This is a genomic window from Streptomyces glaucosporus (assembly GCF_039533345.1).
GTDB lineage: Bacteria > Actinomycetota > Actinomycetes > Streptomycetales > Streptomycetaceae > Streptomyces > Streptomyces glaucosporus.
In genome coordinates this window covers 126336-148123 of sequence record NZ_BAAATJ010000002.1, presented here as the reverse complement: position 1 = coordinate 148123, position 21788 = coordinate 126336, and the positions used below count along the sequence as shown (strand labels likewise).

Below are 21788 nucleotides of genomic sequence, written 5' to 3'. Positions count from 1 at the left end.
GGCGCTCTCCCGCGCCGGCCGCCGTACCGTTCCCGGGCCCCGCCGCCGTCCCCGCGGCCCGCACATGACCGCGTCCGCACCGGCAATCCGTAGGGCATGACGAAGACGTGGTGGGGACTGCTGCGCGGCACGGGCAAGGAGTTCCTGGACGACGAGATCCCCGACCGGGCGGCGACCCTCACCTACTACAGCGTGCTGTCGGTCTTCCCGGCCCTGCTGCTGCTCGTCTCGCTGCTCGGCGTCGTCGGGAGGAGGGCGACCGAGTACATCCTCGACAACCTCGAACGGCTGGCCCCCGGCCCGGCCCAGGAGATCCTCCGCGACGCCGTGGACGAACTCCAGCGCGGCAGCGGCGGCGGGGTCCTGGCCGTCGTCAGCCTGCTGGGCGCGGTGTGGGCCGCGTCCGGCTACGTGGCGGCGTTCATCCGCACCGCCAACCACGTCTTCGACATCCCCGAGGGGCGCCCGGTGTGGAAGCTGACCCCGCTGCGGATCGGCGTCACGCTGGTGCTGATGGTGCTGCTCGCGCTGAGCGCGGTGATCGTGGTGTTCACCGGCGGTGTGGCCGAGCAGGTCGGGGCGGCCATCGGCCTGGGGGAGCAGGCGCTGCTGGTGTGGTCGGTCGCCAAGTGGCCGGTGCTGGTGCTCCTGGTGGCGGCGATGATCAGCATCCTGTACTGGGCGGCGCCCAACGCCCGGCTCAGGGGGCTGCGCATGGCGCCCGGGAGCGTGCTGGCCGTGCTGCTGTGGATGGTGGCCTCGGCGGGCTTCGCCCTCTACACGGCGAACTTCGGCTCGTACAACAAGACCTACGGCACGCTCGCCGGGGTGGTCGTCTTCCTGGTCTGGCTGTGGCTGTCGAACCTGGCCATCCTCTTCGGACTGGAACTGGACGCCGAGATGGCCCGCAGAAGGGCGTACGACAACGGCCTCCCACCGGGGGAGGAGCCGTACGTGGAGCCGCGCGACACCACCAAGTGGCCGCGCTCGCTCCGCCGGGAGACCAGGCGCCGCAGGGAGAGGCGGCGGAACCGGAAGGACTCCGCCGCCCGGTGAGGCGTCCCCGTGACGCGCCGGCCGGCGCGGTCCGGAAACCGCCCGGTCAGCGGCGCCTCCGCCGGCGGTGCCGGCGCTCCCGGCGGCGGTACAGCAGCCCGGCGGCCAGGGCGAGGACGAGGGCGGCGCCGCCCCCGGAGGCGGCCTTCCTCGCGCGCCCCGTCCGCACCGCGCGCCCGGCCTTCCGCCGGGCGCGGGCCTTGACGTCGGTTCTGGACGCCAGCTCCTCCAGGGTGTCGCCGAGTTCCCGGCGTGTGAGGTCGATCCGTGCGCGGAGCTCCGCCGGGGTATCGGGATCGACGGGGATGCCCGGAATGTGCGGAACGCTCATCGGCGCACCCTCGCCCTGATCTCGTCCAGGTCGTCGTGCACGCCGCGGATCGCCCGCTCCGGCTTCGCCGGGCCCGCCCTGCGGACCTCCTCCCGGCCCAGGTAGGCCATCAGCCCGGCGACGGCGAACAGCACCGCCATGACCACCAGGGCGGACAGCCACACCGGCCACACCACGGACAGGCCGGCGATCGCGGCCGTCACACCGGACGCCACCGCGAAGAGGGAGACCATCGCGGCACCGCCCAGCAGGCCGCCGCCCAGCCCGGCCCGCTTGCCCTTCTCGGCCATCTCCATCTTGGCGAGCTGCAGCTCCTCCCGTACGAGCTGCGACATCTGCGCGGTGGCCAGCGCCACCAGCTCGCCGATGGAACGCTCGCTCCCGGGCTTGTGTCCGTCCGTCCGATGCATCGTGCTCATCGCCGTCGCGCTCCCCTCATGGGCCGGTGCTCCGAGTACCTCCGGCCGCCGCCCGGCTAACCACGGCTCACCCGTTCGCCGCAGCGGAGGCGGAAACGGGCGGGACGCGCGGTGGGGGATCGGCCGGGACACGGTCCGGACGGACGGGCGCCGGCGCCGCCGGACCGGCGCGGGGACCGGACCGGGGGGCGGCCGACCGCCCCCCGGGGGCGGGTACGGCCACTCGCCAACCCGGCGGGGGAGGTGGCACGCTCATGGGAGGGACCGCCGAAGTCGCCCTACAGCAAAGGGAGTTCGCCCATGGCATCGACCGCCCGGCCCGGACCGGCGAGGGAACGGACCCATGCCGTGGTGATCGGCGCCGGGGTCGCGGGGCTGGCGGTGGCCCGGGTGCTCACCGACGCCTGCGAGCGCGTGACCGTGATCGACCGGGACACGCTCCCCACCGCCCCGGCCCCCCGCCGGGGCGTACCGCAGGGCCGCCAGCTCCACACGCTGCTCGCCCGCGGCGCACTCGCCCTCGACGAGCTGTTCCCCGGGTTCACGGACGAGCTGGTCGCGGCCGGGGCCTCCCGCGCGGACACCCAGGGCGACGCCCACTGGTACCTCGACGGCCACCGCGCGTACCGGGCGCCCTCCGGACTGATCTCGTACGGCGCGAGCCGCCCCCTGGTCGAGCAGCTGCTGCGCGCACGGGTCGCCGCGCTCGCGGGCGTCGGGATCAGGGACTCGACCGAGGTGCTCGGGCTGGCCGCCGCGCCGGACCGCACCCGGATCACGGGCGTCAGGGTGCGTCCGAGATCCGGGGGCGCGTCCGGGGACGCCGGGGAGGAGACGCTCGGCGCGGACCTGGTCGTCGATGCCTCGGGCCGGGGCTCACGGGCCCTGACCTGGCTGGAGGAACTGGGCCACCCCCTGCCGGCGAGGACGCGGGTGCGCGCCGACGTCGTCTACGTCACCCGCCGATTCCGGCGCGAACCCCACCACCTCGGCGGCCTGATGGGCGTCGCGGTCGTGGGCTTCCCCGGAATGCCGCGCGGAGGGGCCCTCCTGGCGGAGGAGGACGGCAGGTTCGCGGTCGTCCTCGTCGGCCAGTTCGGGGAGGAACCCCCGACCGACGACGAGGGCATGCTGGCCTACGCCGAGAGCCTGCCCGGACCCGACATAGCCGAACTGCTGCGCACGGCCGAACCGCTGGACCGGCCCGTGAAGATGCGCTACCCGGCCAGCGTCCGCCACCACTACGAGAAGCTCGGCCGGCACCTCGGCGGCTTCCTCGTCGCAGGCGACGCCCTGTGCAGCTTCAATCCCGCCTACGGCCAGGGCATGACGGCGGCGGCCCAGCAGGCGATCCTCCTGAGGAAGCTCCTCGCCGAGGGGACGGACGACCTTCCCCGGCGCTTCTTCCGAGCCGCCGCCAGGGCGGTCGACACCCCGTGGCTGCTCGCCGCCGGAGGCGACCTCCGCTTCCCCGAGGTGGAGGGGAGGCGCGGCCCGGCAGACGGCCTGCTCGACCGGTACCTCACCCGCTACCGCGCGGCGGCGTCCGCCGATCCCGTACTGGCCAGGACGTTCCTGGCGGTGGCCCACATGATGGAGCCGCCCGCCCGGCTGATGTCACCCGGCCACGTGCTCCGCGTGCTCCGCGCGGCGCGGAAGGCCGGCGGGCCCGGCACGGGCCGCCCCCGCACCCCGGCCGCCTCCTGACCGCCGGGGCGGCGGCACTTCCCCGGCCGGGGCACTCCGCCCCGGCCGCCTCCTGACCGGCCGGGTGCCGCCGGTCACGCGTCCTGCGGGTACCAGCGCAGCTCCACGGTGTTGCCGTCGGGGTCGCGGATGTAGACGGACTGCGCGGTTCCGCGGGCGCCGAACCGCGGACCGGGGCCGTCCAGCACCTCCAGCTCGCCCGACTCGATCACCTCCTGCCAGTCGAGGGGCTCCACGACCAGGCAGATGTGGTCGACGTTGGACCCCGGCGCCGGCTCCCCGTCCTTCCGCCGCACCAGATCGATGATCGTGGACGGGGACACGCGCACCGAGGGGAAGGGTGCCTTCCCCTCGCGCCACTCGTCGACACGCACCGGCTCCAGGCCGAACGTGCCGCAGTAGAAGTCGAGGGATCGCTCGACATCGGCGACGTTGAGGACGAGGTGGTCGAAGCCGATCACACGCATGGTTCCTCCGCGGGACGGTGAAAAGGGGCGGCTGACGCCCTGTCACGAGGTGGAACCGCCGGAGCGCGCACCGTATTTCCCGCCGTTCCCGCCGTTCCCGCCGTTCCCGCCGTTCCCGCCGTTCCCGCCGTTCCCGCCGTTCCCGCCGTTCCCCGCCACGGCGTGCCGCCGCGCGCCGGACCGGAGCGCACGGCCCTACGCTGGCCCGGTGATCCGAACCGTCGCCCTCGACATCGGCGAGACCCTGGTCCGCGACGACCGCTACTGGGGAGGCTGGGCCGACTGGCTCGGCGTGCCGAGGCACACCCTCGCGGCCCTGGTCGGCGCCGTCGTCGGGCAGGGCAGGGACAGCGACGACGCCCTCCGCCTGCTGCGTCCCGGCATCGACGTCGCCGCCGAGTACGCCGCGCGGGAGGCGGCCGGACGCGGCGAGCACCTGGACGACACCGACCTCTACCCCGACGTCCGCCCGGCCCTGACCGCCCTGCGACGGGCCGGTCTCCGCGTCGTCGTGGCCGGGAACCAGACCGTCCGCGCCGGGCAGCTCCTACGCGCGCTCGGCATCCCGGCGGACGCCGTCGCCACCTCGGGCGAATGGGGCGTGGCCAAGCCCTCGCCCGGGTTCTTCGCCCGGGTCGCCGACCTCGCGCAGGCCGCCCCGCACGAGACCGTCTACGTCGGGGACCACCCCGTCAACGACGTGGCGCCGGCCAAGGCGTACGGCATGCGCGTCGCCCACCTGCGGCGCGGCCCCTGGGGGCACCTGTGGGCCGGCACCCCCGAGGCCGCCCCCGCCGACTGGCACATCGACTCGCTGCACGACCTGCTCGCCATCGCCGCGGCCTGACCCGTCCCCGGCCTCGCGCACGGCGTCCGGCCCCGGGCAGACCGCCCGGTGCGCCGGACGCACGGGCTCGTCGGGCAGCGGCCGGACGCCGCGGAGCCGCACGGCCACGACGTCCACCGCGGTGGCGGAGTGCCGCGCCCGTACGGTCTCCAGCCGCCACCGGTGACGGGGCGGCACGTCCCCGGCGGGGAGGTCCCGGGTGGCCAGGTGGACCCAGCGGTCGTAGTCGGTGGGGTAGTGGGCGACCGGGGCTCCGCAGTCGGGGCAGAGCGGCGGTTCGTGACGGGAGACGTCGTCCGGCCCCGGTTCGGGCCGGGGCGGCGCGGTGGCCCCCTCCTCGGCGGCGAGGGCGTTGGCGCAGACGTTCCAGCAGCGGTCGCACAGCACGGCCCTGGGACGGACGCGCCCCCGCTCCCGCACGGTGGGGCCGCTCTCACGGCAGTTCCGGCAGACGTCTCGGCTCTGGCAGGTGTTCCGGCCTATGTCCTCGAATGCCCCCATGTGTCGCAGAGTGGGCGCCGGCGCCGGGCTGCGGCAGGGCGCGGCCGGGGCGCGTGGGGGCGGAACACGGGCGCGGACGCCGGGTCGCGAGCGCCCGCCGTACGGTCCCGGCACGGTCTCGCCCCACGAGGTGCCCCGTGGCCGACGGCGACCTCTTCGCGTACGTGGGTCCGGATTCGGCTCCGCGAAGCCGCCGCCCGACGGGCACGTGCCCTCCGTGCGGGGGAGCCGCGGGCCCGGCGGCGGCCCCGGCGAACTCCGCCCGCACCGACCGCGTCCACGCCTTCCGCGGCCACGTCTTCCGCGCTCGCGTCTTCCTCGGTCACGGGACCTCGGCCCCCCGGGGGCGTCGCCGCGCCGGGGACCGGGGAGGTCCCGGCCCGCACCCACGGAGCGGCCCGAGGACCCGGGCCGCTCCGGGAGCCGCCCGCGAGCCCGTGCGTGCGGCGTTCGCCCGGCTCCTCCCCGAAGCCCTCGGGCGCGGATCCCGGCCCGCCAGGCCGCGTTCGGCCGCCCGGCGCCCGAACGCCCCGCGCCCGGAGCGTTACCGCTCCGGGCGCGGACCGGGGGAGGCGGTGGCGGTGGGCTCCCCCGGGCGGGCGCCGGAAAGGGCGGAAGGAGAAGGGTCAGAAGGAGAAGACCGCGCCCGCGCGGTCCGCCATGACACAGGCGTTCGGGAAGGTGTGCGCGTAGGAGACCCGGCGGCCGTCCCAGGTCCCGTCCGCGGTGACCGTGACCGGCTCCCAGACCATCGGGCAGACCCGGTCGCTCTCGGCCTCCACCAGCGAGGCGAAGTCGCCGCCGGCGGAGCGGAGCTCCGCGCAGGCCCGCTCGGGGGCCGGGTGGTCGCCGCCGGGAGCCGGCGAGCAGCGGAGGACGACGGCCCGCTCGACGGTGGCCGTCGCCGGATCGTCTCCCTTGCCGACGGTGAGCACCAGCGCCGAAGGTGCGTACAGCCCCTCGGGGTGCGCGGGCGCGGCGGTCGCGGTGCCGGCCGCTCCCGCCAGACAGGCGGCGGCCAGCGCGGCGCTGAGCCCCAAACCCTTGATGGCATACCGCATTTCGAACACTCCTTGGCTCGGTGTGGCAAATACCGGACGGGAGTCTTGCGAAGGTGACCGCAGGAAGCACATCCGAGCGATCATTTTCGGTCACCCTATGCCACCACCCGGTGGCTCACCGTGCCACTCGGGCGGTTCGGGAGTCCGTCACCTGCTTCGCGGAAGCGTGTCCGGCATGTGGACGGAAGGGTGAGGGAAGATGACCGGCCCGCCCCCGGCCCGCGACTCCGCTCCCCGGCGTACGCACCCGGCCACCCCAGGTCGGCCGGAAAGCGTCAGCGGGCCCCGCCGTGGGCTCGCTCCCACCGTCCGGCCGCCGCCCGCGCGCGACACGTCCGGCCGCCGCGCGCTCACGGGGAGGAGACGGCCAGGGCATGCCCCCCGAGCAGCACCGCCACGACCAGGGACACGACAGCGGCGCCGGCGGCCGCGTACCGCACCGCGGAGAGCGCGCGCGGCATGGCGAGCGACACGGCGGCACCGAACCACGCGGCGAGCACCAGCCGGGGCAGCCACGCCTCCGCCCGGTCGTTCACGCGGTGGCAGTGTTCGGCACGGGGTCCCGTCTCGCCGAAATGGAAGAGGCAGTCACTCCCGAAGTTCTCGGTGGCCAGCCCGGCGAACCCCCACCACATGGTGGCGAGGACGGCGGCGGCCAGCGCGGCGCTGCGGGCCGGGTACCCCCGCGAGCCGCCCGGCGAGCGCTCGCCGGGACCTCGCTCCGTACCGGACGTGCTCACTTCCCGGCCTCCCTTCGTGCGACCGACGCCCGCCAGGATGCCGTACCCGCCCTCCGTCGTCGGCGGAACGGCCAAGTCCCGAATGTCCCGAATGACGAGAACCGAATAGCCTGGCGCCATGAGAGCCATCGGAGTCATGGAGTTCGGCGGACCCGAGAAGCTCCAGGTCGTCGACATCCCCGAACCCCACCCCGGCCCCGGCGAGGTGCGCATCCGGGTCCACGCGGCGGCGGTGAACCCCACCGACACCGTGCTGCGGGCCGGACTGCGCAAACCCTCCGAGTTCCGTCCGCCCTACGTACCGGGCATGGACGCGGCCGGGGAGATCAGCGAGGTCGGCGAGGGAGTCCCCTGGAAGACCGGCGACAGGGTGATGGCCGTCGTGGTGCCGTCGGGGTCCCACGGCGCCTACGCGGACCAGATCGTGGTGCCGGCCGAGTCGGTGGCCCGGATCCCCGAGGGCGCCGACTTCGCCGCCGCCTCCACCCTCCCGATGAACGGACTCACCGCGAGACTGGCCCTCGACCGGCTCGCCCTCTCACCGGGACAGACGATCGCGGTGACCGGAGCGGCCGGCGCCTTCGGCGGCTACGTCGTCCAGCTCGCGAAGGCCGAGGGGCTGCGGGTGATCGCCGACGCCTCCGCCGCCGACGAGCAACTGGTCCGCGACCTGGGCGCGGACGTGGTCGTGCGCCGCGGCGACGACGTCGCCGACCGCATCCGCGAGGTGCGGCCGGAGGGCGTCGACGGCGTCGCGGACGGAGCCGTCCTCGACGAGCGCATCGCCCCCGCCGTCCGCGACGGCGGAGGGCTGGCCGTGGTCCGGGGCTGGAACGGCGACCCCGGACGCGGCATCACGGTGCACAGAGTGCTGGTGGCCACGGCGGCCGAGGACGCCGCCGCCCTGGACCGGCTGCGGCGGCAGGCCGAGGAGGGAACCGTCACACTGCGGGTGGCGCGCGTACTGCCGGCCGACCGGGCCGCCGAGGCGCACCGCCTGCTGGAGGCCGGCGGCGTCCGCGGACGCCTGGTCCTCGACTTCTCCTCCTGACGCCCTGCGAGGCAGGCGGCGCCGGGATGAGCCGGGACCTCCCGGAGCGCGCCCCGGGCGGGACCGTGCCCCCGGACGACCGCCGCGGTCGCCACGCGTACCCCGTGCCCCGGGCGGGGAGGCACCGGCCCGTACACCGGCCCGTACGTCTCAGCGGAAGGCCGCGGCGTTCTCCACGGCCCACTGCCGGAACGTCCTCGCCGGGGAGCCGGTGACCTGCCGCACCGTGTCGCGGACCTTCAGCGGCTCGTCGTTGACGTCCCCGCCCAGCAGGTCGAGCAGCGCGTCCGCGAGCCGGTCGCCCATGAGGGGCGCCAGCCGCCGGCGGGCCTCCTCGCGCCCGATCCCGACGACGGCCACCTCCCGTCCCAGAGCCGCCGAGACGGCCTCGACCTGCTGCCGCGCCGTGACCGGTTCCGGGCCGGTCAGCGCGTACGTCCTTCCCCGGTGCCCCGGATCGGTCAGCGCCACCCGGGCCACCGCCGCGATGTCGGCGGGGTGGACGGTCGGGAGCCCGACGTCCTCGTACGGCAGGTGGACCGTCCCGTGCTCGCGGATCGAATCCGCCCACCACAGGGCGTTCGAGGCGAACTGCGTCGGGCGCAGGATCGTCCAGGACATGCCGCTCTCCCGGAGCAGCCGTTCGACGGCGAGGTTCTCGCGGGCCGCGGGCAGGTGCGGGTGCGTCTGGACGGTGATGGACGACACGAGCACCACGTGCTCCACACCCGCCTGCCGGGCGGCGGCCAGGACCTCGGCGTCCGGTCCCATGCCCGGCACCAGGAACAGCGAGCGCACCCCTTCCAGGGCCGGCTTCAGCGAGGCCGGCCGGGAGAGGTCGCCCTCGACGGCCTCCACCCCCACGGGGAACGAGGCCCGCGCGGCGTCACGGGTCAGCCCCCGCAAAGGCGCGATGCCCCGCGCGTGCAGTTGCTCCAGAAGGGCGCTTCCGATGTTTCCGGTCGCTCCGGTCACGAGGATCATCGTGGTCTTCTCCCGCCGTCGTCCGGTGAGCACGTCCACGGCACGCTAGAACCTCAACCGAACTTCAGGTCAAGGCGTGAGAGGGAGTCCCGCGCGGTCCCGCGGGGCTCCGCCGGGCTCCGGGCCCCTCACCTGACCAGGGGTCACGGCGGAACGTCTAGGCTGCTGCCGATCAGCTCATCGGGCGAGGGGATCAGGGGAACGGGGGGCGGGACGGATGAACCACACGACCGAGGCGTTCCAGCCGCTGCAGGCGGACGATCCGCCCATGGTGGCCGGCTACCGCCTCGCCGCCCGGCTCGGCGCGGGCGGCATGGGCCGGGTCTACCTGTCGCACACGCAGGGCGGCCGGCCGGTGGCGATCAAGGTGGTGCGCGCGGAGCTGGCCGACGACCCGGCCTTCCGGCAGCGGTTCCGCCGGGAGATAAAGGCGGCCCGGCGGGTCCGGGGCGCGTACACCGCCGAGCTGATCGACGCCGACGCGGACGGCGCACCGCCCTGGCTGGCCACGCTGTACGTGCCCGGACCCTCCCTGGCCGAGGCCGTCGCCCGGCGCGGACCGCTGCCGGTGCCGGCGGTGCTGTGGCTGATGGCGGGGGTGGCCGAGGCGCTGCAGGCCATCCACGGCGCGGGCATCGTCCACCGGGACCTGAAGCCGTCGAACGTCCTGCTGGCCGCCGACGGGCCGCGTGTGATCGACTTCGGCATCTCGCTGGCCTCCGACGTCACCTCGCACACGGCCACGGGCGCCACCGTCGGCACACCCCAGTTCATGGCTCCCGAACAGGCCACCGCGGGCGAGGTCACCGCGGCGACCGACGTCTTCGCGCTCGGCCAGACGGCGGCGTTCGCGGCACTGGGCGAGCCGCTGTACGGGAACGGCCCCTCGGTCAGCGTGCTGTACCGGATCGTCCACTCGAAACCCGACCTGTCCCCGCTGCCCGAGCAGCTCCGTCCGCTGATCGCCCGGTGCCTCGCCGCCGACCCGGAGGAACGGGCCACCCCGGCGGAGGTCATCGAGTGGTGCCGGCAGCGTCTGGGGCGGGACGCCGAGGCGGGCGCGGGGCCGGCGGTCTGGCGGGAGATCGCGGGACCGGAAGTGACGGTTCCGCCCCCGGTGCCCGACCCCACCCCGGTGCACACGCTGCCGCTGCTCGCACGGCCGCAGCAGGCGGACCCGGACGAGCGGCGGTCCCGTAGGCGGCGCACCGCGCTGATCACGGCCGCCGCCGTGGCAGCGGGCGCACTGCTGCTGACCGGCCTGGGATGGACTGTCGTGAACATGGTGGACCAGCTCCGCCGCCTGGACATCTCCGGGCCCTCGACGCCCGGCCCGGACGCGTCCGCACGGCCGTCGGAGTCCTCGGACGCGTCCGCGCCGGACGCGCGGGACTCGCGGGGCTCAGGGGACTCAGGCGGTGACGACGGCCGGGCACCGGACGCGTCGGGCCCTCCCTCGACCGCGCCCTCGGCCGCGTCCGGCCAGCCGCAAGCCGTCCCCTACGCCCTGCAGCGGCTGAACGAGAAGAACTCGCTGGACATCAAGGAGCCGGGCGGCCAGCGCAAGGACCGCAAGGGAGACATCCGTTTCGTCTGCGGGGACACCAGCTGCTCACTGGAGAGCGACACCAGCGTGATCGGCGTGTCCTACGGCAAGCCGGGAGCCTCCCTCGAAACGTGCCGCAGCGTCCTCGACGGCGCCGAGAGCCACAGCCTCCCCCTGGCCGTCGTGGCGACCGGCAGCGAGATCTGCGTCAAGCATCCCTCCGGGGACATCGCGCTGCTCGTGGTCCAGGTGAAGTCGACCGCTCTGCCGGACAGCGGAGTCAGCTTCCTGATGGCGGACATGACGGTCTGGCGAGCGGACTGACCCACCCCCGACCGGGGCCGCCGTCGGAGCTGAGGGAAGCCGAGGGGGCCTGCGGACCACTCCGCAGGTCCCCGCCCCCACCGTGCCCCGGCAGGGCGGCGCCGACGTCATACTGCGCCGCGTCGCCCGTGGCCGGCCCGCGGTCCGGGCAGCACGTCGGCCACCACGCCGCCTCGACTGAGGCGACCTCAAACACGCCCTGACCGATTCGACCAGCCCCTCCGGCATGGTGATGGTGATCTTCCGGGTTGCCGTACTCCGCGCACGCCGGGTTCTGCGTGGAGCAGCCCGGCCTGCTCGGAGGACCTGGGCCTGCGGGCCGCCGCTGTCCGCCGACATCACCATCGAACACGGACGCCAAAGGCCACCCAGGAACGTCCCTGGGTGGCCTCTACGCCGGTGCCCCCGGCAGGATTCGAACCTGCGACACCCGCTTTAGGGGTTCGGCTCCGCCCCGCTCGTAACAGCCGAAACGTGCCCCCGCGCTCGCTGCCGAGGCCATCGTCGTCCCTGCTCGTCCGTTGGCGTCCGGCCGTGTTGATGTCAGCCGGTGATGTCAGTCGGGCGGGCGCTCGCCTTCGCGGTACAGGGGGTGGTAGGTGAATTGATCAGTATCTGGCAGCGGCTTCCGGCCCATGTGGATGTAGACGGGACCGTAGGAGGTCTTCGTCCGTATGAGCGCCCACTGGTCCAACTCGTGGCGCAGAACCGGTGCAACAGTCCGCGGAACTGATCCCACTCGTCATCCGGCAGGGGGCCTGTGCTGCCTGTGCCACTCATGGCGGCAGCCTAGAAGCTGTCTTGATGTTGGACGCAGTGTCACATAAGGTTCCGCAGCCGGTCTTCTGCTTCCTGCTCGAACTGATGACTTAGGGCCCACACTCTGCCAGAGCGTCGGGCCCTCAGTGCGTTCACAGGCGATTTTGGTAGCCAGCGCACCAGAAAGTCGATTATCAGCCAGTGGCTGAAGCATGTCGGTGGATGTGAGGTCGGCGGAGCGGCTTTGGGCGGGAGCTGCCTTGGGGCGAGAGATCGGAGCCCGTACGCTGGCCCCGCGAATCGGGCTGGCTCCTGGCCTGCCCGCAAGTGCCCGATGTGGGCCCCGATCGTCGAGGCTCGCCCCAAGGTGGCTGCGTAAAGCCGCGGAGCCGACCGCCCCAGCCACCGACCAGCCCTGACAGCAACCCGGGTGCTTGCTGCTTTCGCGCGGCCGGCGGACGCCGGGGCGGAGCGGGGCGGAGACAGGAGCGCAGGCCCGGCGGGGAGCCGGGCCGCGCGCGGCGAGCGGCAGCGAGCCGCCTTGAACCCGTAGAGAAAGTTGTTACTCAGACTGTGGTTGGTGCTCGGTCCCTTTCGGGGGTCGGCCTGTCTTGAGCTGGAGCTGGCGGCTGTGTGCTGCTGCTCGTTGGAGGGCTTGAGCTACCTGCTCCGCACCGTCGGGGGATAGAAGGATTTCCTGTGTCCAGAGGATCGACAGCCGGACCGTGCCTGTCAGCAGGTTGGTGGCAACATCGACTTCTGTGCCGGTACCTGTCGCGTCCTGGACGTTCAGGTCTGGATCGCTGCTGAAGGCGCTCATGGGTCGAGTGTGTTCCGTCGGGCCTACGTGCTGGGGGAAGTGCTGGTGGTGATGCGCCAGAGCGGGGCTTCGTACTGCTCGGGGTGGCTGGTGAGCAGGAGGTCTCTGAGGTCCTGGCGCTGGGCGCCGTTGAAGCCGAGGGCTTCGGTGATGCGACGGAACGTCGTGTGGGTGATGCCGCGGGTGCGGGCGTCGGCCTCGAACTGGTCGAGCCGGCTCAGGGCGGCCTCGGGGTCGAGCTGGGCCGGTGTGTGGTCGCTGAGCCAGGCGGCCTTGTTGCGCTCGTAGTCGATCTCCGAGAAGCCGCAGATGTCGCGGCTGTGCTGCTCGGCCTCGTCGAGGGTGGTCGTGGTGGCGATGGCGCGGGCTAGCTCGTTGCGGCTCAGGGCCTCGTCGAGGTCGGCTTCGTAGACGCTGGGGCCCTCGTCGGTGAGGGGGACGGGGAGTCCGGCGTCTCGTACCTCGCACAGTCCGCGGACGCCGCGGGCGGTGGCGGCGAGCATCGCGGTCGCCTCGGAGGGGTGCCAGTCCAAGGCGGTGCCCAGTGCTGCGGTGTGCTCGGCGGTGAGGGTGCACACCAGGGCGCCGAGTCGGTCGCGGAGGTCGCCGGCGGGGATCTCGCCGTCGAGTCCGGGGCCTGCGATCAGCAGGCGGACGGGTGCGTCGACCTGACAGCAGGCGGCCAGGGTGAGGGCGTCGCCGAGCGGGCTTTTCAAGGTGGGCTCGTCGCCCTGGGCGAGGATGTCGCCTCCTACGTCAAGGAGGTCGATTGAGTTCGGCTTGAGGTGGGTCAGGAGTTCTTCGAGCTGGTGGGCGATGCCCGTGGCGCCGTGGCGTGGGTCGATCAGGGCGAAGGTGTTCGGCAGTTCGGCGGCCAGGCGGGGGAGCGTCGAGCCCGCCGGGGCGATCGGCTGCGCGTCGCCGGGGACGGCGAAGACGTTCGGGGTGAGGTGCCGGAGGTCGGTGAAGTCGGCCGGCCCGCGCGGGCCCGGTACGGGGTCGATCAGCAGGCGGTCCCAGGCGTACGTCAGGATCACTGACGGATCGTCCGACCCGTACAGGGCGGCGTCGAGCATGGCGGCGGCGACGGCGTCGCCCCCTCCTCCGGCTGCCACGATGACCCTCGTCACGCCGCTCAGCGTACGGGCTTCGGGGTTGGCTGCTCACCCTATAGTGGCCAGAGGCCATAGCCACTTGGACGAGGGAGAGCCCGTGCCGCAGATCGAGGAGGCTCAGCCCAAGTACCTGCAGATTGCGCACTACATCCGCGATCAGATCCTGCGGGGCGACTTGCGGCCGGGTGATGAAGTCCCGTCGGAACGGCAGCTCGCGGCCGACTGGAACGTCTCGCGGCCCACCGCGGCTCGCTCGCTGCAGGCGCTGGCTCACCAGGGCCTGGTCGAGAAGCGGCAGGGCTCGGGCACGTACGTGCGGAACCTGGAGGTCAACCGGCGGGCCCGTGAGTTGTACGGCCGAGCTCGGCAGACGGGGAAGATCTACACGCCCGGTGAGTACGCGGTGATCACCTCGGCCGGCTGGCTGGACGCGCCGGACCACGTGGCCGAAGCGCTCAACCTGGCCAAAGGTGGCCAGGCCGTACACCGCCGCAGGGTGACCAACAACGAGAACGGCCCGATCACGCTCTCCACTTCGTGGTTCCCTCCGGATGTGGGGCAGCGGGCGCCGAGGCTCCTGGACCCGGAGCGCATCCGCGAAGGCACCCTGATGTACGTCGAGAAGGCGACGGGGCGCCAGGGGAGTTACGCCGAGGATCGCATGTGTGCCCGGCTGGTGACCGAGGAGGAAGCGACGGACCTGGAGCTGGAGTCGGGATCGGCGGTCCTGATCGTGCACCACGTGGTCTATGACCTGCAGGACCGGCCGCTGGAGTTCGCCGAGGCGACCTACCCGCCCGGCCGCTGGATCTTCGAGAAGGGCTACCCGATCACCTGACGGTGAGCACTTTCGGTGACGTTCTGCTTGCGCCCTCCAAGTGGCTAATGCCACTATCCAGAAGTGGCCAAGGCCACTTGGGTGAAGGGGGAGCGCTGTGAGCGGTGCGCGGCCGGACAGAGCAGCACGTCCGACCTGCCGAGGGTGTCGCGGACGAGGATGGAAGCGGGTCGGCTCCCGTACGGCTCTGGCGCTCTCCGTCACCAACGACCGCACCCGCACCGCACCTAAGCGGCGCTGCCCGGACTGTGACGGCACAGGCAAGGAGTGGATGCGGATGGGCGCCCTCGCCGACGGACGCGAAGAGACCGGCGCAGGAAGTCAGCCACTGGGGGCCATGACCCTGTACCCGGTGCCCGAGTCGGTGCCGCGGGCACGCCGATGGTTCGGGAAGCTCGTCGCTCGGCACAACCTGGCCTGCTCGCTGGACGACTGCCAGGTGATGATCTCGGAGCTGGTCAGCAACGCCGTCCTCTATGGGCAGGCTGAGGAGGAGTGGCGGGTACGGGTCGAATGGTGGCGCATGGGCGACTCGCTGCGGGTCGACGTCCACAACCCCGGTCGGCCAACCAACGTCCGCATGCGGGAGGCCGCGGCTGACGACGAGCACGGCCGGGGGCTGCGCCTCGTCCATGCGCTCGCCGACTCCTGGAGCGCGGGGCCGAGCCCGTATGGCGGCACCGTGGTCTCGTTCACCATGCGCAAGGCATGGCCGCCCTGAGGTCGTTGAGGGGGGATCGCCGCGGCCGAGCGGCGCTGGAGCGGGACGAGGCCGGGACGCCGGGGCGGCTCTGGGAGTGCGCCGTGGGGAAAACGTCGGTCTGCGCTGGGTGGACGTCGACCTGGACAAGCGGGTTCTATACGTGCGGCAGCAGACGCAGCGGCGGCGAGGGCGGCTGTACGACGACGATCCCAAGGGGTGCCGTCGCCGAGCGGAGTCGCTGCTTGCGATGTGCATCGCTCCGCTGCGCTGGCACCGGATGCGGCAGGCGGCCCTGCGGGAGCGGATGGGAGATAAATGGGAGACGAGCGGCCACGTCTTCACCACCCGGACCGGCCGCCCGGTCGAGCCGCGCAACGTCTACCGCTCCTTCAGTCGCGTCGCCAGGAAGGCCGGCCTGCGGGTGATCCGGCTGCATGACGCCCGGCACGGCTGCGCGGCACTGCCGATCGCTGCCGTTGATGCCAAAGGGGACCCACTCACCGTGAGTGGGTCCCCTTTGCGCCGGTGCCCCCGGCAGGATTCGAACCTGCGACACCCGCTTTAGGAGAGCGGTGCTCTATCCCCTGAGCTACGAAGGCGTGACTCAGGACAGGTTAGCGGATGAGGGCCGGGCGTGCCGAACCTGTTCGGGTGCGGTGGGCGAGTCAGTGGCTCAGGCCGTGGCCGAAGGGGTAGAGGGTGCCGGGCGAGTCCAGGGCCGGGATGGCGACGGGGAGCCTGCCGGAGGGGGAGAGGTCGCCGTAGAGGACGCGGACGGCGGCCCGGAGGGAGGGCGCGCCGTAGGAGTAGGTGGCCAGGTAGGCGGGGACGTCCGGGAAGCGGCGGATGTCGTACGGGTTGCGGACGGCGATCGCGACGACCGGTTTGCCCGTGTCCGTCAGGGCGTGCACCAGGCGGGCCTGGGCGGCGCCCTGGTCGCCGCCCGAGGCGGCCGCGTTCACCGCGACGACGATCAGGTCGTGGCCGGCCGCGGCGTTCGCCGCCTCGGTGACGCGGGCGGCGGAGGGGACAGCGCCGGTCTCCAGGACGGTGGCCGCTTGGCCGTCCCGGGCGGCGACGGCGTCTGCCAGGGCCCGCGTCGTGCCGACGCCCCAGCCGGTGACCAGGACCGATCGGGCGGCGGGGGAGAGGGGCAGGAGGGCGCCCTCGTTCCTGACCAGGGTGACGGTGCGGTCGGTGATGGCCTGGGCGGCGGCGGTGTGGCGCTCGTCGCCGACGATCCGCTCGGCGCGGTCCTCGTCCACGTACGGGTTCCGGAGCAGGCCGCGGCGGATCTTGTGCTCCAGGACGCGGACGACGGAGGCGTCCAGGCGCTCCTGGGAGATCTCGCCGCCGCGGACGGCCTCCAGGACGGCGTTGTAGGCGGTGTCCATCTTCGGGGCCAGGACGAGCTGGTCGCAGCCGGCCTTGAGGGCCCGGACCGGGGCGACGTCCGGCGGGAACTGGCCGGAGGCGCCCTGCATGTCCAGGGCGTCGGTGACGATCAGGCCGTCGAAGCCCAGCTTCTCGCGGAGCAGTCCGGTGACGATCGGGTGCGACATGGTGGCCGGGACGCCCGACGGGTCCAGGGCGGGGACCACGATGTGGGCGGTCATGATCGTGTCCACCCCGCGTGCGATGGCGGCCCGGAAGGGCGGCAGGTCGACGCGGCTCAGCTCCTCGCGGGTGTGGTTGATCTGCGGGAGGCCGGTGTGGCTGTCGGTGTCCGTGTCGCCGTGGCCGGGGAAGTGCTTGGCGGCGGAGGCGACCCCGCCGCGGTGGTAGCCCCGTACGGCGGCGCCGACGAGGGCGGCGCACAGGGCCGGGTCGGAGCCGAAGGAGCGGACGCCGATGACCGGGTTGGCGGGGTTGACGTTGACGTCGGCGACGGGGGCGTAGTTCTGGGTGATGCCCAGCGCCGCCAGCTCCCGGCCGATGATCTCGGCCGAGCGCCGGGTGTCGTCCTCGGACCGGCCCGCCGCCAGCGCCATGTTCCCGGGGAGGAGGGTGGCGGGCTCGGTGAGCCGGTAGACGACGCTGCCTCCCTCCTGGTCGACGGAGATCAGCAGCGGCACACCGGCCCCGGTGGAGCACGCGGTTCTCTGCAGGCCGTTGGAGAGGCGGGCGGTCTGGCGGGGGTCGTGGACGTTGTCGGGTCCGCGACGGGCGTCGAAGTAGATGACGCCGCCCGCGTGGTACTTGGCGACGACCTCGGCGGGGGTGTCCACGCCGTACAGGGTGCGGTTGCCCGCGGCGGCCTGGTCGGCGGACCGGCCGTGGACCTCGACGACGAAGAGCTGTCCGACCTTCTCCTCCAGCGTCATGCGGCGGGCGATGGCCCGGGCTCTGGCGCGTGCGCTCCGGATGCCGGCGGCGTCCGCGGGGGAGGCGAGGGCGGTGGACGCGGTCAGCGCCGCGGTCACACCGAACAGGCCGGTGGCGAGGGCTTGTCTGCGGGAGGGGGACGCGGGCTGCTGCATCGGGGCTCTCCTCACATGAACGGACGGGACGGACGGCGCGGGCTGGGCGGATGGGGCGGGGGACGGCGGGGGAAGCCGGAGCCGCGGCGGGCACATCGTTCCAGCGCGCCGGGTTCGCTGCCAGGGGCGTGCGCGACTGTCAGTGGTCGGGCCATTGGCGACGGTGACGGTACGGGGGCGTGGATGGAGGTGAGGGGATGGTGATGAGATGGAGTATTCGGGACAAACGGAAGATATGCATGTTTCCGGATCTCTGCCCAGAGCCGTGACCAGCCATGCGCCGCGCGTCAGGGCTCCGGCGGTTCCCCGCGCCGGGCGACGTCCCGGCGGCGGCCCGGGCCCTGCCCCGTGGGCAACCGGGAGAAGGCGCGGGCCGTCTTCGGGGTGGGAAGGCGGTCGGAGGCACCCGTCCTCCGGCTTGAGGGATTCGGCATCGGAGGTGATGGGAATCTCACGGACCTGGTGATCGCGAATGTCCATCGGTGCCGGAAGGCCGCCCTCTTTTCCGCTCCGACCAGGGCTTCTCCGTATTGCGCCCGAAAGGCCCCCGGTGTGCGGCGGCGCAGAATACCGCATGATCGGGAAAACGATGCGCAGCTTGGGAATTCTGTCCCGATTGAAGTCGTTGTTTCCTTCGGAGCGGGCACCCGAGTGAGGAGACGCCGGGTGGCCGGACCGCCACCGACCAGTTGTAGACCACACTCGTAAGGGAGTACGCATGGCAACCCGTGCCGTCGCCCGTCGTCAGGCCACTACCAAGGGCGCTGACGAGGCACGCACTGTACGTACCTCGTCATCCGGGGATGTCGCGGACCGGGACCTGGTCGGCATGTACCTCGACGAGATCGCCCGCACTCCGCTGCTGGACGCGGCGAAGGAGGTCGAGCTCTCACTCGCCATAGAGGCGGGCGTCTATGCCCAGCAGATCCTCGACGGCGAGGTCGAACCCGTCTCCGAGGACTCGCCGAGCGCGGCCGCGAGCCGTGAGGAGCTCGAGGCGATAGTCGCCGAGGGCGAGCGTGCCAAGGACGTCTTCATCCGTTCCAATCTCCGCCTGGTCGTCGCGGTCGCGCGGCGCTACCCCCGCAGCGGGCTGCCGCTGCTGGACCTGATCCAGGAGGGGAACGCGGGCCTGGTGCGCGCCGTCGAGAAGTTCGACTACCGCAAGGGCTTCAAGTTCTCCACATACGCGACGTGGTGGATCCGGCAGGCCATCACGCGGTCGATCGCGGACCAGTCGCGCACGATCCGGCTCCCCGTCCACCTGGTGGAGGAGCTGGGCCGCATCCGCCGTGTCCAGCGCGAGTTCAACCGCGAGCACGGGCGCGAGCCGGAGCCCGCCGAGATCGCCAAGGAGCTGGGGTCGAGCGCCGAGCGCGTCATCGACGTGCTGGACTGGGCACGCGACCCGGTCAGCCTCAACATGTCCGTGGACGACGAGGGCGAGACGCAGTTCGGCGATCTGCTGGAGGACACCTCCGCGACCTCGCCGGAGGACTCCGTGCTCGTGATGCTGCGGCGCGAGGAGCTGGAGGACATGATCGGGCGGCTCGACGACCGCACCGCCTCCATCATCCGGGCGCGCTACGGCATCGAGGACGGCCGGGAGCGCACGCTGACCGAGGTCGGGAAGCAGCACGGCCTGACGCGGGAACGCATCCGCCAGATCGAGAAGCACGCCCTGCTGGAACTGAAGAAGATGGCTCGTGACACGGGATTCGACGCGGCGGCGTGAGCCGGCGCGGCACGGTGAGGGGACCGTGCCGAGACCTGCCACCGCCATATCACCACCTTTCGGAAACCTCTGGAACCAGGGCCCCGGCGCACTCCCTTGAGCGCCGGGGCCCTGTCGTGTCCGGGGCCCTGTCGCGTCCTGGGGCCGTGACCTTGGGTTCTGGGGCCGTGTCCGTGACCGTGCTCGGGCTGCGCACGGAGTTGCTCCGGGCCGTGCCCGCGAGGTCAGGGGCCGCCGTAGAGATCGCGGTACGACGGGAAGACGCCGCCCGGCCCGTCCACGCCTTCCGCGGCCAGCACGGCCTTCACCACCGCTCGCGCCAGGGTGTCGGCGCCGGCGGCCAGCACGTCGTTGATCCCCTCCGGTTCCGGTGGACGCGCGCCGGTGGCCAGGGCGAAGACGGTGTCGCCGTCGTTGAGGAGGTGAACCGGGCGGACGGCGCGGGCCAGCCCGTCGTGGGAGGTGCCCGCCAGCTTCTGTGCCTGCGCCGGGGAGAGGTCGGCGTCGGTGGCCACCACCGCCAGTGTGGTGTTGAGCGGCGGACGCACGGCGGCGGCCGACCGGCGCTCCGATTCCCTCCGCGCGGCGGCCAGCCGCCGCTGCGCCTCGGCGTGCCGCGCCTCGGAGGGCGGGAGCGGACGCCCGCCGTACAGGTCGCCGTAGAGCGCGCCCGTCGCCGGATCGAACACCGAGCCCACCGCGTTGACCACGGCCAGCGCGGCCACGGTCGTTCCCGACGGCAGGACCGTGCTCGCGGTCCCCACCCCGCCCTTGACGCCGCCCGCCACGGCACCCGTCCCGGCGCCGACACTGCCCTGGGGGACCGGGGCCCCGGCGTCTGTACGCGCCGCGGCCTCGGCCGCCTCCCGGCCGAACGCGGCGTCCGGCCGCGCCCGCCAGGAGCCCCCGCGACCGAGGTCGAAGAGGCAGGCGGCCGGGACCACGGGCACCACCTGCTCCGGTTCGGGCCCCACGGGGAAGCCGCGGCCCCGCTCCTCCAGCCAGTCCACCACCCCGCAGGCCGCGTCCAGCCCGAAGGCGCTGCCCCCGGTCAGCACCACGGCGTCGACGCGCTGCACCAGATTGCGGGGATCCAGCGCGTCGGTCTCCCGGGTGCCGGGGCCCCCGCCCCGCACGTCCACGCCGGCCGTCGCCCCGCCCTCCGGGGCGAGCACCACGGTGGTGCCCGTCAGCCAGCCGTCCCCGATGCGCTGGGAGTGGCCGACCCGCAGGCCCCGTACGTCCGTCAGTCCGTCCATGACGGCCATGATCCCGCGGGGGCGGGCCGGGGCCGCCGTACGCTGGGGGCATGGACACCCCCGCCACCCCCGGAAACCCCGGGCACCGCGATCCGGCTCCCACGCTGGACTTCACCGATCCGCTGAGCCTGCCGCCGGCCGACGAGACCGACCACGGCTGGGGCGAGGGAACGGGAAGCGGCGGCGGCGCGGCGGACCTGGCCCGCTTCCTGGACGAGAAGCCCCCGCACCACTTCTGAGACCCGCACCACTTCTGAGACCCGCACCACCTCTGAGACCCGGGCCGCCCCCGGGACGCACCGCCTCCGGCGTGCCGCCGCGACGGCACGCCGGGCGGCGTCACCGCTTCCCGGACGTCCCCGACGGCCCCTCCGGCCCGGCCTGCGCGCCGCCGCCGGGGACCTTCCGCTGTGCCGCCAGGACGGCGGCGCTCAGGGGGCCGTCGCCGTCGTGCCGGGCGGCGAGCAGTGCGTCGCGGATCTCCGTGAGCAGCTCCAGCTCGGTCTTCTGGGGCGGGGACGCGGCCTCCTCCGCCTCCTTGGCGTCCAGTCGCTCCTTGAGCTTGTTCATCGGCACGATCATGAGGAAGTACACGACCGCCGCGGTGATCAGGAAGGTCAGCGAGGCGCTCAGCACCGAGCCCCACTTGATCGTGATGCCGGCGACGGCCTCGCCCGTCTTGTCGTCGATCTCGCACGGACTCTGGAGGCAGAACTGGTAGTGCTCCAGGTCCTTGGGGCCGATGGAGCCGACCACCGGGTTGATGACGCCTTCCACCACCGTGTTCACGATCTTGGTGAAAGCGGCCCCGACGACGACGGCGACGGCCAGCTCGACCACATTGCCCCGCATCAGGAAGGTCTTGAACCCGGCCAGGACACCCTGCTTCTCGCTCAACGGACCGCCTCTCTGCCCACCACGCACACCGGCCACCGCCGGAAGAACGCAGCACACGCTGCACGAACACCGTGCGAGCTGTCCAGTCCGGGCGGCCCGCGCGGGGCGGAGAGGACGGGTGCGGCAGGCAGCGGGGCCGGTGCGGGCG

At 73.3% G+C, this 21788-nt stretch carries 21 protein-coding genes, 1 tRNA gene and 2 pseudogenes; 10 read left to right on the top strand and 14 right to left on the bottom strand.

Features of this window, described 5'->3' with window-relative positions; all coding sequences use genetic code 11:
* Positions 1 to 96: 96 nt before the first annotated feature.
* Entirely contained in the window at positions 97 to 1056 is a 960-nt protein-coding gene (locus ABD358_RS02800; protein ID WP_344629180.1) for a YihY/virulence factor BrkB family protein, read from the top strand.
* A 46-nt stretch (positions 1057 to 1102) separates the two neighbouring features.
* Here ABD358_RS02800 and ABD358_RS02795 read toward each other — a convergent pair whose 3' ends face one another.
* Both ABD358_RS02795 and ABD358_RS02790 read right to left on the bottom strand, forming a co-directional pair.
* Positions 1103 to 1387 (bottom strand): DUF3618 domain-containing protein, encoded by a 285-nt coding sequence (locus tag ABD358_RS02795; RefSeq protein ID WP_344629179.1) that lies wholly within the window; start codon positions 1385 to 1387, stop codon positions 1103 to 1105.
* A complete protein-coding gene (locus ABD358_RS02790; RefSeq protein WP_344629178.1) occupies positions 1384 to 1806 on the bottom strand; it encodes a phage holin family protein in 423 nt (140 codons plus the stop codon). The genes ABD358_RS02795 and ABD358_RS02790 overlap by 4 nt, the downstream gene beginning before the upstream one ends.
* Positions 1807 to 2106: 300 nt before the next feature.
* On the opposite strand from ABD358_RS02790, the gene ABD358_RS02785 reads away from it, so the two are divergent.
* Positions 2107 to 3513, top strand: coding sequence for an FAD-dependent oxidoreductase (locus tag ABD358_RS02785; protein WP_344629177.1), 1407 nt, complete (start codon positions 2107 to 2109; stop codon positions 3511 to 3513).
* Positions 3514 to 3587: 74 nt separating this feature from the next.
* Here the strand turns inward: ABD358_RS02785 and ABD358_RS02780 are convergent, their stop codons facing one another.
* Entirely contained in the window at positions 3588 to 3980 is a 393-nt protein-coding gene (locus tag ABD358_RS02780; protein WP_344629176.1) for a VOC family protein, read from the bottom strand.
* 208 nt (positions 3981 to 4188) lie between these two features.
* Here ABD358_RS02780 and ABD358_RS02775 point away from each other — a divergent pair, with 208 nt between their 5' ends.
* Positions 4189 to 4827 carry an HAD family hydrolase gene (locus tag ABD358_RS02775; RefSeq protein ID WP_344629175.1) on the top strand — a complete coding sequence of 213 codons (639 nt, stop codon included), beginning with the start codon at positions 4189 to 4191 and terminating at the stop codon, positions 4825 to 4827.
* A gap of 33 nt (positions 4828 to 4860) precedes the next feature.
* On the opposite strand, the pseudogene ABD358_RS02770 reads toward ABD358_RS02775, so the two are convergent.
* The 3 genes and pseudogenes from ABD358_RS02770 to ABD358_RS02760 all read right to left on the bottom strand — a co-directional run.
* Positions 4861 to 5328, bottom strand: a pseudogene (locus ABD358_RS02770) (DUF6083 domain-containing protein); the annotation flags it as partial.
* Between the two features lie 626 nt (positions 5329 to 5954).
* Positions 5955 to 6389, bottom strand: a complete 435-nt coding sequence (locus tag ABD358_RS02765; RefSeq protein WP_344629174.1) for a subtilase-type protease inhibitor — start codon at positions 6387 to 6389, stop codon at positions 5955 to 5957.
* A 350-nt stretch (positions 6390 to 6739) separates the two neighbouring features.
* Positions 6740 to 7129 carry a hypothetical protein gene (locus ABD358_RS02760; RefSeq protein ID WP_344629173.1) on the bottom strand — a complete coding sequence of 130 codons (390 nt, stop codon included), beginning with the start codon at positions 7127 to 7129 and terminating at the stop codon, positions 6740 to 6742.
* Between the two features lie 118 nt (positions 7130 to 7247).
* Here ABD358_RS02760 and ABD358_RS02755 point away from each other — a divergent pair, with 118 nt between their 5' ends.
* Entirely contained in the window at positions 7248 to 8180 is a 933-nt protein-coding gene (locus ABD358_RS02755) for a quinone oxidoreductase family protein (RefSeq protein ID WP_344629172.1), read from the top strand.
* A 150-nt stretch (positions 8181 to 8330) separates the two neighbouring features.
* Here the strand turns inward: ABD358_RS02755 and ABD358_RS02750 are convergent, their stop codons facing one another.
* Complete coding sequence (locus ABD358_RS02750; RefSeq protein WP_344629439.1) at positions 8331 to 9164, bottom strand: SDR family oxidoreductase; 834 nt, start codon at positions 9162 to 9164, stop codon at positions 8331 to 8333.
* 217 nt (positions 9165 to 9381) lie between these two features.
* Here ABD358_RS02750 and ABD358_RS02745 point away from each other — a divergent pair, with 217 nt between their 5' ends.
* Positions 9382 to 11034, top strand: a complete 1653-nt coding sequence (locus ABD358_RS02745; RefSeq protein WP_344629171.1) for a serine/threonine-protein kinase — start codon at positions 9382 to 9384, stop codon at positions 11032 to 11034.
* Positions 11035 to 11590: 556 nt separating this feature from the next.
* Here the strand turns inward: ABD358_RS02745 and ABD358_RS02740 are convergent.
* The 3 genes from ABD358_RS02740 to ABD358_RS02730 all read right to left on the bottom strand — a co-directional run bounded on the left by ABD358_RS02740 (position 11591) and on the right by ABD358_RS02730 (position 13689).
* A complete protein-coding gene (locus ABD358_RS02740) occupies positions 11591 to 11773 on the bottom strand; it encodes a hypothetical protein (protein WP_344629170.1) in 183 nt (60 codons plus the stop codon).
* Between the two features lie 582 nt (positions 11774 to 12355).
* Positions 12356 to 12613 carry a hypothetical protein gene (locus ABD358_RS02735; RefSeq protein ID WP_344629169.1) on the bottom strand — a complete coding sequence of 86 codons (258 nt, stop codon included), beginning with the start codon at positions 12611 to 12613 and terminating at the stop codon, positions 12356 to 12358.
* Positions 12614 to 12636: 23 nt separating this feature from the next.
* Positions 12637 to 13689 (bottom strand): DUF1152 domain-containing protein, encoded by a 1053-nt coding sequence (locus ABD358_RS02730; protein WP_425576237.1) that lies wholly within the window; start codon positions 13687 to 13689, stop codon positions 12637 to 12639.
* Between the two features lie 136 nt (positions 13690 to 13825).
* Here ABD358_RS02730 and ABD358_RS02725 point away from each other — a divergent pair, with 136 nt between their 5' ends.
* The 3 genes and pseudogenes from ABD358_RS02725 to ABD358_RS02715 form a co-directional block, all read left to right on the top strand.
* Positions 13826 to 14566: a GntR family transcriptional regulator gene (locus tag ABD358_RS02725; RefSeq protein WP_344629438.1), complete on the top strand. Its 741-nt coding sequence runs from the start codon at positions 13826 to 13828 to the stop codon at positions 14564 to 14566.
* A gap of 337 nt (positions 14567 to 14903) precedes the next feature.
* Positions 14904 to 15287, top strand: coding sequence for an ATP-binding protein (locus tag ABD358_RS02720; protein WP_344629167.1), 384 nt, complete (start codon positions 14904 to 14906; stop codon positions 15285 to 15287).
* Between the two features lie 67 nt (positions 15288 to 15354).
* Positions 15355 to 15744: pseudogene (locus ABD358_RS02715) on the top strand (tyrosine-type recombinase/integrase); the annotation flags it as partial.
* Positions 15745 to 15795: 51 nt separating this feature from the next.
* On the opposite strand, the gene ABD358_RS02710 reads toward ABD358_RS02715, so the two are convergent.
* Positions 15796 to 15868 (bottom strand) — tRNA-Arg (locus ABD358_RS02710).
* Between the two features lie 66 nt (positions 15869 to 15934).
* Positions 15935 to 17749 (bottom strand): glycoside hydrolase family 3 protein, encoded by a 1815-nt coding sequence (locus tag ABD358_RS02705; protein WP_344629166.1) that lies wholly within the window; start codon positions 17747 to 17749, stop codon positions 15935 to 15937.
* A gap of 718 nt (positions 17750 to 18467) precedes the next feature.
* Here ABD358_RS02705 and ABD358_RS02700 point away from each other — a divergent pair.
* The gene (locus ABD358_RS02700; RefSeq protein WP_344629165.1) at positions 18468 to 19484 is read left to right on the top strand and encodes a sigma-70 family RNA polymerase sigma factor; all 1017 of its coding nucleotides are present in this window, start codon (positions 18468 to 18470) and stop codon (positions 19482 to 19484) included.
* Between the two features lie 224 nt (positions 19485 to 19708).
* On the opposite strand, the gene ABD358_RS02695 is transcribed toward ABD358_RS02700, so the two are convergent.
* On the bottom strand, positions 19709 to 20743 hold the full coding sequence (locus ABD358_RS02695; protein ID WP_425576227.1) for a P1 family peptidase: 1035 nt from the start codon (positions 20741 to 20743) through the stop codon (positions 19709 to 19711).
* Positions 20744 to 20793: 50 nt separating this feature from the next.
* On the opposite strand from ABD358_RS02695, the gene ABD358_RS02690 reads away from it, so the two are divergent.
* Positions 20794 to 20982, top strand: coding sequence for a hypothetical protein (locus ABD358_RS02690; RefSeq protein ID WP_344629163.1), 189 nt, complete (start codon positions 20794 to 20796; stop codon positions 20980 to 20982).
* Between the two features lie 100 nt (positions 20983 to 21082).
* Here the strand turns inward: ABD358_RS02690 and mscL are convergent, their stop codons facing one another.
* A complete protein-coding gene (mscL, locus tag ABD358_RS02685) occupies positions 21083 to 21640 on the bottom strand; it encodes a large conductance mechanosensitive channel protein MscL (protein ID WP_344629162.1) in 558 nt (185 codons plus the stop codon).
* Positions 21641 to 21788 lie beyond the last annotated feature (148 nt).